The 12,191-nt window shown below is 70.3% G+C and carries 10 protein-coding genes and 1 pseudogene; 5 read left to right on the top strand and 6 right to left on the bottom strand.

Features of this window, described 5'->3' with window-relative positions; translation table 11 throughout:
* The 3 genes from QQK43_RS21400 to QQK43_RS21390 all read left to right on the top strand — a co-directional run.
* Positions 1–2,910, top strand: a 2,910-nt coding sequence (locus QQK43_RS21400; RefSeq protein WP_284309391.1) for a YhdP family protein, incomplete at its 5' end; no start/stop codon positions are given.
* Between the two features lie 34 nt (positions 2,911–2,944).
* Entirely contained in the window at positions 2,945–3,751 is an 807-nt protein-coding gene (locus QQK43_RS21395) for a carbon-nitrogen hydrolase family protein (RefSeq protein ID WP_284309390.1), read from the top strand.
* 31 nt (positions 3,752–3,782) lie between these two features.
* Complete coding sequence (locus QQK43_RS21390) at positions 3,783–5,804, top strand: two-component system sensor histidine kinase NtrB (protein WP_284309389.1); 2,022 nt, start codon at positions 3,783–3,785, stop codon at positions 5,802–5,804.
* Here the strand turns inward: QQK43_RS21390 and QQK43_RS21385 are convergent.
* Positions 5,801–6,841 (bottom strand): hypothetical protein, encoded by a 1,041-nt coding sequence (locus QQK43_RS21385; protein ID WP_284309388.1) that lies wholly within the window; start codon positions 6,839–6,841, stop codon positions 5,801–5,803. The genes QQK43_RS21390 and QQK43_RS21385 overlap by 4 nt on opposite strands.
* A 59-nt stretch (positions 6,842–6,900) precedes the next feature.
* Here QQK43_RS21385 and QQK43_RS21380 point away from each other — a divergent pair, with 59 nt between their 5' ends.
* Complete coding sequence (locus QQK43_RS21380; protein ID WP_284309387.1) at positions 6,901–7,530, top strand: response regulator transcription factor; 630 nt, start codon at positions 6,901–6,903, stop codon at positions 7,528–7,530.
* A 16-nt stretch (positions 7,531–7,546) separates the two neighbouring features.
* Here QQK43_RS21380 and QQK43_RS21375 read toward each other — a convergent pair whose 3' ends face one another.
* Positions 7,547–7,720: a hypothetical protein gene (locus QQK43_RS21375; RefSeq protein WP_284309386.1), complete on the bottom strand. Its 174-nt coding sequence runs from the start codon at positions 7,718–7,720 to the stop codon at positions 7,547–7,549.
* On the opposite strand from QQK43_RS21375, the gene mltA reads away from it, so the two are divergent.
* Positions 7,653–8,933, top strand: a complete 1,281-nt coding sequence (gene mltA / locus QQK43_RS21370; RefSeq protein ID WP_284309385.1) for a murein transglycosylase A — start codon at positions 7,653–7,655, stop codon at positions 8,931–8,933. The genes QQK43_RS21375 and mltA overlap by 68 nt on opposite strands.
* 100 nt (positions 8,934–9,033) lie before the next feature.
* Here the strand turns inward: mltA and QQK43_RS21365 are convergent, their stop codons facing one another.
* The 4 genes and pseudogenes from QQK43_RS21365 to QQK43_RS21350 form a co-directional block, all read right to left on the bottom strand.
* Positions 9,034–9,483, bottom strand: a complete 450-nt coding sequence (locus QQK43_RS21365) for a hypothetical protein (protein WP_284309384.1) — start codon at positions 9,481–9,483, stop codon at positions 9,034–9,036.
* Between the two features lie 97 nt (positions 9,484–9,580).
* Positions 9,581–10,381, bottom strand: a complete 801-nt coding sequence (locus tag QQK43_RS21360) for a tyrosine-protein phosphatase (protein WP_284309383.1) — start codon at positions 10,379–10,381, stop codon at positions 9,581–9,583.
* Positions 10,378–11,613 carry a hypothetical protein gene (locus QQK43_RS21355; protein WP_284309382.1) on the bottom strand — a complete coding sequence of 412 codons (1,236 nt, stop codon included), beginning with the start codon at positions 11,611–11,613 and terminating at the stop codon, positions 10,378–10,380. Before QQK43_RS21355 ends, QQK43_RS21360 begins: the two co-directional genes overlap by 4 nt.
* Positions 11,610–12,191: pseudogene (locus tag QQK43_RS21350) on the bottom strand (hypothetical protein); the annotation flags it as partial. The pseudogene QQK43_RS21350 and the gene QQK43_RS21355, both read right to left, overlap by 4 nt.

The following is a 12,191-nucleotide window of genomic DNA, read 5'->3' as shown; positions in this document are numbered from 1 at the left end:
ACGGCCGCTGCCGTGCCCCTGAGCTACCGCGCCAGCGGCCGTGTCGTCGGGCTGGCGCTGGCGGGCAAACCCAGCGGCGAGCGCTCGCAGTTCGGCGACCACCCCGTGCCCGGCCGGCCCGGCGTGCAGGGCGCCACGGCCCGCTTCGAGCTGGACCAGAACGGCGGCCGGGCCGACCTGTCCATCGACCAGGGCGTGCTGCAACTGCCCGACGTGTTCGAAGACCCCAACCTGGCGCTGGACAGCCTGCGCGGCCGGCTGCGCTGGAGTGTGGCCGGCGAGCGCATCGACGTCTGGCTCGAAGACGCCAGCCTGTCCAATGCCGATGCCCAGGGCACGGCCAGCGCCCACTGGACCACCGCCGACCCCGCCACCAGCTCGGCGCGCTCGCGCTTTCCGGGCATTCTCGACCTCACCGCCCGCCTGACCCGGGCCGACGCCTCCCGCGTGCACCGCTACCTGCCCCTGGTGGTGGCGCCCGAGGTGCGCCGCTACGTGCAGGAGGCGGTGCGCGGCGGGGGCGCCGGCCAGGTGGATTTCCGCATCAAGGGCGACGTCTACGACGTGCCGTTCGACCTGCCGGGCACGCGGGGCGAATTCCGCATCAGCGCTGCGCTCAAGGGCGTCGACTTCGCTTTCGTGCCCCCGTTCCTGCAGGAAGCCGGCGAAGCGCCCTGGCACGTGCTCAAAGGCCTGGACGCCCAGCTCGTGCTCGACCGCCAGCGCCTGCAGCTCACGCAGGTGCAGTCGGGCGTCGAAGGCGCGCCCCAGGTGCGCCTGACCGATGGCCGCATCACCATCGCCAACCTGGTCGACGCGCCCACCGTCCAGGTCAGCGCCCACGCGCGGGGCCCGGCCGGCGAGGTGCTGGACATGGTGCGCAAGACGCCGCTGAACACGCTCACCGGCGAGGCGCTCACCCAGGCGCGCATGACCGGCCCGGCCGACGTGCGTTTCGACCTGCAGCTGCCCATCGACGATCTCCGGCACAGCAAGGTCAAGGGCACGGCGCAGTTCACCGGCAACGACGTGCAGATCACGCCCGACTCGCCCCTCATGGCCAACGCCACCGGCAGCCTGGCCTTCAGCGAGCGGGGCTTCCAGGTCACCGGTGGCCGGGCGCGCCTGTACGGCGGCGAGGCCCGCTTTGAAGGGGGCATGCAGCCCGACCCGGCCGGTGGCCCGGCGCGCCTGCTGTTCAGCGGGCAGGGCACGGCCACGGCCGAAGGCCTGCGCGACGGCCAGCTCGGCTTTGTTTCGCGGCTGTTCGCCAAGGCCCAGGGCAGCGCGGCCTACACCGCGCGCCTGGCCTTCCGCGGCGGTGTGGCCGAAGTCGACGTGCAAAGCAGCCTGCAGGGCATGGGTTTTGCCCTGCCCGCGCCGCTGGACAAGGCGCCGGCCGCAGCGCTGCCCCTGCATTACCGCAACGAGGTGTTGGCCTTCCGCGGGCCGCACGACGCGCCCGAGGCCACCACCGACCGCATGTCCGTGGATCTGGGCGCCAGCGGGGCCTCGCACCTGAGCCTGCGCTACGAGCGCGACGTCACCACCCCGGTATCGCGCGTGCTGCGCGGCAGCATCGGGCTCGGGCTGGCCGCCGACGAGGCCGCGCCCGTGCCGCCGCAGGGCGTGCTGGCCAATGCCCGGCTGCGCGAGATCGACGTCGACGCCTGGCAGCGCGTGTTCAGCGAACTCGACAGCGCACCGCCGTCCGAAGCCGGCGCCGCGACCGCCGACCGGGCCGCTGCGGCCACCGACGGTCAGGCCTACCTGCCCACCGTGCTGGCCGCGTCCGCCGACCGGGTCACGGTCGACGGGCGGACCTTCCGCGACGTGGTCATCGGTGGCTCGCGCGAAGACCAGCTCTGGCGCGCCAACATCGACGCCCGCGAACTCAATGGTTACGTCGAATACCGCCAGCCCGGCGGTGGGGGAGCCGCGGGGGCGGGCAGCGTGTACGCCCGGCTGGCGCGCCTGGTGCTGGCGCCGGCCGATGCCAGCGACGTCGAGGCCATCCTGCAGCAACCCAGCAGCGTGCCCGCGCTGGACATCGCGGTCGACGATTTCGTGCTCGACGAACGGCGTCTGGGCCGGGTGGAAATCGAGGCCGTCAACCGGGGCGGCCCCCGCAACCGCGAGTGGCGTCTGAACCGCCTGCACTTTGCCGTGCCCGAGGCCAGCTTCAACGCCACGGGCAACTGGGTCGCCACCGGCGCCTCCGAACAGCGGCGCATGGCGCTGAACTTCCGGCTCGACATCGCCGACTCGGGCAAGCTGCTCACGCGCTTCGGCCGCGAGGGCACCGTGCGCGGAGGCCGGGGCAGCATCGAAGGCAACATCGGCTGGCTGGGCTCGCCGTTCAAGATCGACTATCCCAGCCTGTCCGGGCAGCTCAAGGCCGACATCGCGTCCGGGCAGTTCCTCAAGGTCGAACCCGGCGCGGCCAAGCTGCTGGGGGTGCTCAGCCTGCAGGCCCTGCCGCGCCGGCTGGTGCTGGACTTCCGCGACGTGTTCTCCGAAGGGTTTGCCTTCGACTTCGTGCGCGGCGACGCCAGCCTCACCCAGGGCGTGGTCGCCACCAACAACCTGCAGATGAAGGGCGTCAACGCCGCCGTGCTGATGGAGGGGCAGGCCGACATCGCGCGCGAAACGCAGGACCTCAAGGTCGTCGTCGTGCCCGAACTCAACGCCGGCACGGCTTCGCTGATCGCCACCGCCATCAACCCGGCCGTGGGCCTGGGCACCTTCTTTGCCCAGTTCCTGTTGCGCCAGCCGCTGCAGTCGGCGGCCACGCAGGAATTCCGCATCACCGGTCACTGGGCCGACCCCAAGGTCGACAAGGTGGAGCGCAGCGTGCCGGCGGCGGCCGCAGCGGCTGCGCCGGGCGCCCCGCCACCCGCATCGCGCTGAGGCGGCACAATGCGGCCATCATCAGGAGTCGCCCATGAAAGTTGCCGCCATCCAGATGGTGTCGGGCATCAGCCTCGACGCCAACCTCAGTGAAGCCCTGCGCCTGCTGCGCCAGGCCGCCCAGTGCGGCGCCGAGCTGGCCGTGCTGCCCGAGTATTTCTGCTTCATGGGCCACCAGGACACCGACAAGCTCCTGCTGGCCGAACAGCCCGGCCTGGGCACGGTGCAGGACTTTCTCTCCGACGCGGCGCGCGACCTCAAGCTCTGGGTCGTCGGTGGCACCTTGCCCATGGCCACCGAGGATCCGCAGCACGCGGCCAACGCCTCGCTGAGCTACGACTCCAAGGGCAAGAAGGTCAGCCGCTACGACAAGATCCACCTGTTCCGCTACGACAACGGCCGCGAAGCCTACGACGAGGCCGCGGTGCTCAAGGCCGGGGACACGCCCACCACCTTCGACATGCAGGACCGATCCGGCCAGCTCTGGCGCGTGGGCCAGAGCGTGTGCTACGACCTGCGTTTTGCCGAGCTGTACCGCGTGCTCGCGGCCGACGTGCTGCTGGTGCCCGCCGCTTTCACCTACACCACCGGCCAGGCGCACTGGGAGGTGCTGCTGCGTGCCCGCGCCATCGAAAACCAGGCCTTCGTCATCGCCAGCGCCCAGGGCGGTACGCACGAAAACGGCCGCCGCACCTGGGGCCACAGCATGGTGATCGACCCCTGGGGCGAAGTGCTCGCCCTGCAATCGGCCGGCCCGGGCGTGGTGCTGGCCGACATCGACATCGAGCGCCTGCACCAGGTGCGCCAGCAATTGCCCGCCCTGCAGCACCGCCAACTGTGAGGCGCGGCGCGCGGGCTGCCCGGGGCCGGGCATGAAGCTGTTTTTCCGCTCGCGCCGCTGGCTCCTGTGGGGCTTGCTGCTGGCCCTGGTGCTGGTGCTGCTGGCCGTGCTGGTGTTCCTGGCGACCGAGTACGAGCAGAGCAGGGACCAGACGGCGCTCGAAGCCGATGCCGCGGCGCTCTCCAGCGACATCCGCAGCGGCCTGCTGCGCAACGTGCAGACCCTGCAGTCCCTGCACCACATTGCGGGCACCCCCGAAGCTTGGGAGCATGCGGCGGCCGAGGTGCTGTTCCAGCACCGGGAAATGGTGCGCATCGAGTGGCGCGACAACGCCCTGCGCCTGCTCGCGGCGCGCGATTCCACCTTCCAGCCCGATCTGTTTCGCGCCCTGCCGCGCGACCAGGCCCTGGTCGACGTGCGCCAGGCCTGCGACAGCGCCCGCCGGGTTTCGGGCCCGGCGTTCGCTGCCAGCTATTTCTGGCCGCTCAGCGGCGGCCAGGGCATGGAACTCATGGAGATGTGCATGCCCGTGGTGCGGGCCGGGGCTGCCAGCGGTTTTGCCGTCATCACCTATTCGCTGCCCGGTCTGCTGTCCGAGCTGACCAGCCGCAACCTCATCCGCAACCGCGGCCTCGCGTTCACCGAAGCCGACGGCACCCGCCTGGCGCTCTACAGCACCGCCACCAGCACGCGCCGCACCCTGGTGGCCAACAGCCTGCTCGACCTGCAGGGCCACACGCTGATGGTGCGTCTGGAAAGCCCGCGTGTGGCCTACGCGCTGTTCCCCAACGTGCTCACCGCCGTGGTGGGGGTGCTGTCGCTGGCGCTGCTGGCGGTGCTGTTCCTGCTCGGGCGCGACATCCGCCGCCGCCAGCAGGCCGAGACCGAACTGGCCGAAGCGCTGGCGTTCCGCAAGGCCATGGAGGACTCGCTGGTCACCGGCCTGCGCGCCCGCGACATGGACAGCCGCGTCACCTACGTCAACCCCGCCTTCTGCCAGATCGTCGGCTTCAGCGCCGAAGAGCTCATTGGCAGCGGACTGCCCGCGCCCTGGTGGCCGCCCGAACTGGTGGGCGAATACCAGCAGCGCCAGGCGGTGCGCCTGGCCGGCCAGGCGCTGCCCCGCGAGGGCTGGGAATCGGTGTTCCAGCGCAGCGACGGCACCCGCGTGCCGGTGCTCATCATCGAGGCGCCGCTGATCGACGCGCGCGGCGTGCAGACCGGGTGGATGAGCGCGGTCATCGACCAGACCGAGCAGCGCCGCGCCGAAGAACTCAACCGCGCCTCGCAGGAGCGGCTGCAGGCCACCGCCCGTCTGGCCACCATGGGGGAAATGGCGTCGCTGCTGAGCCACGAACTCAACCAGCCGCTGGCCGCCATGGCCAGCTATGCCACCGGCTCGCTCAACCTGCTGGCCGATGGCGATGCCGTGCCGGTGGCCGAACTGCGCGAAGGCATCCGCCGCATTGCCGAGCAGGCCGAACGCGCGGGCCGCGTCATCCGCAGCGTGGCCGACTTCGTGCGGCGCCGCGAGCGTTCGCGCGAAGCCGTGCCGCCGGCCCTGCTGATCGACGCCATCCAGCCCTTGTTGGCCCTGCAATCCAAAAAAATTGGCGTTCGCGTGCAGGTCCGCATCGAACCCGGGTGCCCCGCGGTTGCGTGCGACCGCACCATGGTCGAACAGGTGCTGCTCAACCTCGCGCGCAACGGCATGCAGGCCATGCCCGACGGCGATCCGCCGCTGCGCTCCGGCCTGCGCGTGCTGGGCATCGCGGTGCGCACCGTGCGTGCACTGGGCGGCACGCCGGCCGAAGGCGAGGGCCTGCCGCCCCGCAAGCAATGGGTGGAGTTTGCGGTGACCGACCACGGGCAGGGCCTCAGCGCCGATGTTGTCGAGCGGCTCTTCACGCCGTTCTTCACCACCAAGACCGAAGGCATGGGCCTGGGGCTGTCGCTGTGCCGCACGGTGGTCGAGCAGCACGGCGGCGCGCTCAGCCACGAGCCCGCCGAACCACGCGGCACCGTTTTCCGCTTCACGCTGCCGGCGGCCTAGCCGCTGATGTCGGTCACCGGGTAGTCCAGCATCATCTGCCGCTGCGCCGGGCTGTTCTGCCAGCGCCGGAGCACCTGTTCGCGGTAGCGGCCCGTCCGGTCCCGCAGCACCCGGACCTGGAACGCCGCGTCGGCCGGCAGACCGTCACCGTCGCGCTCGCGCAGGGCGATGTATTGCTCCGCCGGAAAAAAGCACCATTCGCTGGCGCTGAAACTGTCAAAGGCATAAACCTGCTGCAGCGCACGCGACCAGATCAGGAGCGGGTAGATGAACGTGCCCCGGGCGATCACCAGGTGGCGCGCGGTCAGCAGGGTTTCGAGGTCCTCGCGCAACGTGCCTCTTTGCTGGTGGAGTGGTATGCCCATCGCCTGCAGCGTGCCGATCAGCGGGGCGGTGATCGGGTTGCGGTCGTCCTCGCGCACCAGCGTCACGCGCGACCATAGCCGCGCCGCCAGCACGCGCTGGTAAAAGGCCAGCGGCGGCTGGGCATAGAGCGGGTGCACCACGCCTTCGCCGAACACGTCGCCGGCCCTCAGGTGGATGAACAGGTGAGCATCGTCGGCGGGCGGCGGCGCCCGGTCTCCGCAGGGCAGCGTCATGCAGGCACCCAACGCGTCGACCGCCCGGCGCAGCGGCATGCACCGGGCGTACAACGGCGCCAGCGGCGGGGTGTAGTAGAAGTTGTTCTGCAACACGCGCGCACCGGCGCTGCACCGGGTCACGAAGCGCACGGGGCCGACCTGGCAGTCGTCCGGCAGGAACTCGAAGCCGGGGTGCACCACCTGCGCAATGCCGGCGCTTTTCGCCAGCGCATAGGCGTTCGCCAGCTTGATGACCGCGTTCGCGAACCGGGCCGGTTCGGTGATCTCCAGCGCCTCCAGTTGCGCCAGCACAGGCCGCCGGTCGTCGAAGCCTGCGCCCGCGATGCGCACCGGGCTGCGCCGTTCGATCACCGGATCGTCACTGAGCAGCCCACCGCCGACCCGGGTGGGATCGAGCTGGCATTCGGTGCAAAACCGGGCTTCGAGAGGTGTCATGGGCAGAGGGTGGGGTTGGGCCTCCCCGATGGGGCGGGGCGCCTCGCTAATATAGAGGCATGACGCCGCACACCGACGCCCGCATCTACCTGGTCGATGACGACGCTGGCGTGCGCGAGGCCCTTGCCTGGCTGCTGCGCACGCGGCGCCTGCTGTCCGTCGGCTTCGACAGCGCCGAAGCCTTCTGGGCCGACATCCAGGCCGGCGCGCGCGAGCCCGATGTGCCCACCTGCCTGCTGCTCGACGTGCGCATGCCCGGCATGAGCGGGCTGGCGCTGTTCGAGCAGCTGCTGCAACTGCCCTGGCAGGCGGCCATGCCGGTGATCTTCCTCTCCGGCCACGCCGACGTGCCCACGGCGGTCGACGCGGTCAAGCGCGGTGCCTTCGATTTCTGCGAAAAGCCGTTTTCCGACAACGCCCTGGTCGACCGTGTCGAACAGGCGCTCGACCGTTCGGCCCAGGTGCTGTCCGAGCGCCAGGCCGTGCAGAACATGCGCCAGCGGGTCGACAGCCTGACCGACCGCGAGCGCGACGTCATGCGCCTGGTGATCGAAGGCCTGCCCAACAAGCTGGTTGCCGACCGGCTCAACATCAGCGTGCGCACGGTGGAAGTGCACCGCTCGCGCGTGTTCGACAAGATGAACGTCAAGTCCGCGGTGGAACTCGCCAATGCCCTGCGCGGTCTGTGAGGGCCGGCCTCGCGTTTCAGGTCCGTGGAGGCTCGTGGTCCGGCGGTGCCGGCGGCGCGGACCCTGACGGCGTTTCGCGCGTATCGCCACCGGGCACCTCGCCCTGCTTGCGGCCGGAGAACATGGTCCACCACACGATGAAGATCAGCAACACCAGCGCCAGCAGCGCTTCAACCAACAACAAGAGCATGGGCAGGCAAACAGGCAAAGAGGCTGGCGGGCAACCCCGGGAAACGGAATCAGGCTGGCGCCGTGTCGGGCGCACCCTGCTGGTCGCGGGCATTGTAGGCAGCCTCGCGGCTTGCGCGCTGCTGCCCGAACCCACCCCGCACCCTGAACGAGTGGGCGGCGGCACACAAGTTCCGGCCGACGACGGCCCCTTGCCGCCCGCCATCCCGCGCGGCAAGAGCCTGTGGCTGCCCGTGCGCTGGGCCGATCTGCCCGGCTGGGGCCAGGACAACCTCTACGACGCCTGGAACGCCTGGCTCAAGGGCTGCGAGCGGCCCAATGCGGCCGGCATGCCCGGCCAGCTCGGCCTGTGCACCGAAGTGCGCCAGCTCTCCATCGCCTCGCTGGCCGAACAGCAGGCCTGGGTGCAACGGCGTTTTCAGCCCTACCGCGTCGCCGAAACCGACGGCAGCCCGCCCGCCGGCCTGCTCACGGGCTATTACGAACCCGTGCTCGACGCCAGCCGCCAACCCTCGGCCACCTACCGGGTGCCGCTGTACGCGCCGCCTCCGGGTCTGAGCGGGCAGCGCTGGTACAGCCGCCAGGAAATCGACACCCTGCCAGCGGCCCAGGTCGCGTTGCGCGGCCGCGCCCTTGCCTGGCTGGCCGACCCCATCGATGCGCTGGTGCTGCAGATCCAGGGCTCCGGCCGGATCAACATCACCGAACCCGACGGCCAGCGCCGCCAGGTGCGCCTGGCCTTTGCCGGCCACAACGGCCACCCGTATCAGAGCGTGGGCCGCTGGCTGCTGGACCAGGGCGCCATCCGCGAAGGTTCGTGGGAAGCCATCCGGGCCTGGGCCCGTGCCAACCCGGCGCGCGTCAACGACCTGCTCTGGCGCAACCCCCGCACCGTGTTTTTCCGCGAAGAAGTCCTGTCCGAACTGGACGCCCGTTTTGGTCCCAAAGGGGCGCAAGGGGTGGCGCTGACGCCCGGGCGCTCCATCGCGGTCGACCCGCAGAGCATTCCTTACGGCACCCCGGTGTGGCTGGCCACGCCGGGCCCCACGCTCACCGAACAGAAGCTGGTGCTGGCCCAGGACACGGGCAGCGCCATCGTGGGCGCTGTGCGGGCCGACCTGTTCACCGGCTGGGGGGAGTGGCACGAGCCCGCTTACCTCACGGCGGCGGCGCTCAAGCAGCCGCTGCAACTGTGGGTGCTCTGGCCGCGCTGACCGTGACTTTGTGCACATTCCGCTTCGGTGCGGGATGGTAGATCTGCAACAAAAAAAGGCTCCCGAAGGAGCCTTTTTGGGGTGCCAAGCACCTGAGGGCTTATTCGCCGCTCAGCTTCTTGGACTTGCCGCGGGTGAGTTCGTGCAGGGCCACGATGGTCAGCCCGCTGATGGCAATCATGCCGCCAGTGCTCATGCCGCTCAGGCCTTCACCGCCGGTGGCAGCGCTGCTGCCGCCGCCGATGACCATCGGTGCGGTGGCGCGGGCGTGGGAGGCCGAGCATTCGGCTTCCTGAACAGCCAGCATCTGGCCGGGCTTCACGGTGGCGGCGCAACCGCTGGCGAACTGCACCGTGGCGATGCCGGTGCTGCCGGTCAGCACGGAAGAGCCTTGGCTCAGGACCATGCCGGGCTTGGCGTTGAGCATCTGGCTCTTGTCAGCCACGGTCACCACGCCGGAGACCGAGGTCACCGTGGCGTAGGGCTTGGATTCGGCCATCACGGCAGCCGAAGCGGCCATGGCCATCAAAGCGATTGCGAATTTCTTCATTTCCCACCCCCAAAAAAAAGTGCAAAGTCGAGACCACTGTACCTGCATGGGACATGCCGGTCAAGTGGAGGTTCCGGCCATAAGTTCATTCTAAGACTCAGTTTTTGCGATGCAACAACCGGTTCCACCAGTTTTTCAAACCGTTACGGCGTGTGCTTGCTGTTTCAGGTAAAGGAATGGCGTCCGGGGGGACGTCTTCCAGGATCAGCCGGGGCCGGTTGACCACCAGATTGAGCGCCTCTTCCTTGCCCAGCGCCTGCTCCGCGATGGCCACTGCCGCCGACAGCACCGGCACACGGCGCCCGCTCGAATGCGCGTCGGTGGCCAGGATGTGCGTGTGCCCCTCGTTCAGGAAGCGCTCGCCCCAGTAGCGCGCCCGTGGGCCGAACATGCCCGTCAGCGCCCCGGCCGTCACCTGCATCCAGGCGCCCTGTTCGATCAGGCGCAGGAACACCGGGTAGTGGTTTTCCACCCAGGTCAGGCGCTCCGGGTGGGTGATCACCGGGGTGTAACCGGCGGCGATCAGGTCGAACACCGAATCCTCGAAGCGCGGCGGCGGCGTCGTGTGCGACGGCTCCAGCAGAAAGTAGCGCGTGCGGTGCAGGGTCGGGATGCGGCCGTCGCGCAGCCCGTCGAGCAGGCCGGGCACCAGGTGCACGTCGGCACCCACCACCAGCTTCAGCGGGATGCCCTGCATGTCCAGCACGCGCTGCAGGTTGTTGCGGTGCCGCTCGATGCCCGGGCCGTCGTTCATGTACATGCCCGGGTAGATGTGCGGCGTGCAGGCCATGGTGTGGATGCCGTCATCCACCGCCATGCGGGCCATCTCCAGCGCCATGGCCAGTGTTTTGGCCCCGTCGTCGATGCCCGGCAGGATGTGGCTGTGCAGGTCGATCATGGCGGGCTGCCTCCTTCCCGGCGTTCCAGCCGCAGGCGGTCGAACAGCGCGTCGCCGCGCATGCCGGCCGTGGCCTCGTAGGGGGCTTGCGTGCGCAGCGACAGCGTCACGCCCAGGCCGCAGTCGGGCGGCACGGTGAAGTCCAGCGTCTGGCTCTGCCAGTTGCGCCCTTCGGGCAGCATCGGTGCGGTGCGGGCAATTTCCCGGTTGCCGCTGGCGCAGGCGAACACCCAGGCCAGGCCCTGCTGGCTGCGCAGGTCGCTGACGCGGTAGTCGCCCGAAAACCGGTAGATGCCCGGCGTGAGCAGCATGTCCTGGCGCACCACGTAGGCGGCCATGGGGCGGCCGGTGAAGCTCACCTGCAGCACCTGGCCGCGGTCGCTGCGGCCAGCCCGCATCACCTGTGCGCCGGCCCGGTGGGCGTTGTTCTGGCCGGGTTCCCAGTCGAAGCCGCCCGGCAGAAAGGCCTGTTCAAAGTCGCCATTGAACAGCAGCGCCAGCGGCCGGTTCCACAGGTGTTGCCACACGCCGTAGGCCTCCAGCCACTGGCCGTCGGCCTTGAGGCGCTGGATCAGAAAACGCCCCAGCGCCGTGTCCAGCCGCCCATGGGCCATGGCCTGCGCCACCGCCGGCATGGCGTGGGCCACCGGAATCTTGTCCTTGGGCATCTGGTAGATCACGCGGGCGAGCCAGCGCCCGTCGGCTTGGGCGGCGGCTTCCAGGGCCTGCTGCAGGCCGGGCGCCTGCGCGGCGTTGGCCATCAGTTGCCCGATCAGGCTGGCGGCGGCGTTGCTCTGGTGGAACTGGGTCAGGCGGATCAGCGGGTCCAGCGCCTGCGTCCACTGTTGCTGGCGCAGCGCGCGGCTGGCTTGCAGGCTCAGCACGGCGCCGTTCTGCGGCGCCGCTTTCAGGGCCGCGTCCAGCGCGGCGTCGGCGTCCACCCCCGCAACGCGGCCGTCGGGCTGCTCGCTGGCCAGCACGGCCAGCGCCACGGCGGCGCTGGAATCGCCCGGGTTGTCCGCCAGCCGCTGCAACAAGGCGGCGGCCTGCGCTGCCGGCGGGGCGTCGTGCTGGGTGGCGCAGCGCGCCAGATACGGCCATTCGTTCAGGCGGCAGGCTTCGTCGAGATTGCGCACCCAGGCCTGCCAGCCCAGCCACAGGGCCAGCACCAGCGCCAGCCCGCCGAGCAGCTTCGGGCCCATGGCCGCCTGGGGAGAAACGGAAACACTCATCGCGACGGCACCATCAGTTGCACCAGGGTGGCCTTGCCATCGCGCTGGACGAAGTGCGCCTGCACATTCATCGGCCGCTGGCTCTGCGAACCCCCCATGTCTTCCACGCGGAACTGCAGTTGCATGTCCACCACCAGCCGGTCACCGCTTTCCCAGCTCCGCGTCGTCATCAGCGGGATGTCGGCCACGCGGTAGCCCGCCAGCCGGTCCTGAAAGGCGTAGACGAAGGCCTGCGCTTCGCGCGTGTTGCGGAAGGTGGGGTGGATCCATTGCGCCACCTGCACGCCCAGGCCGCTCTGCATCGATCGGGTCAGCCGGGCCAGCGTGGGCTGCACTTCGCTGAAACGCGGCACCACCGGCCCCGCGGGCGGCTCGGCCACGGCCCTGGGCGCCGGCCTGGCGGCCATTGCCACGGTTTCCACCAGCGCCAAAGGGGCGGGCGGCGGTTCGGCGGGTGGGGAGGTGGTTGCGAACGCGGCGGCCGATGCGGGCGCAGATACCGGCGCTTTGGGCGCGGCCACGGCTTCCTGCCGGTGCGGTGTTGCGTCGGCCACCGGGGCGGGGGGTGGGCTGGGGCG

It is taken from the genome of Hydrogenophaga electricum (genome assembly GCF_030160815.1).
Lineage (GTDB): Bacteria > Pseudomonadota > Gammaproteobacteria > Burkholderiales > Burkholderiaceae_C > Hydrogenophaga > Hydrogenophaga electricum.
The sequence above is the reverse complement of the archived record's forward strand: the minus strand, read 5'-3'. Positions and strand labels throughout refer to the sequence as shown.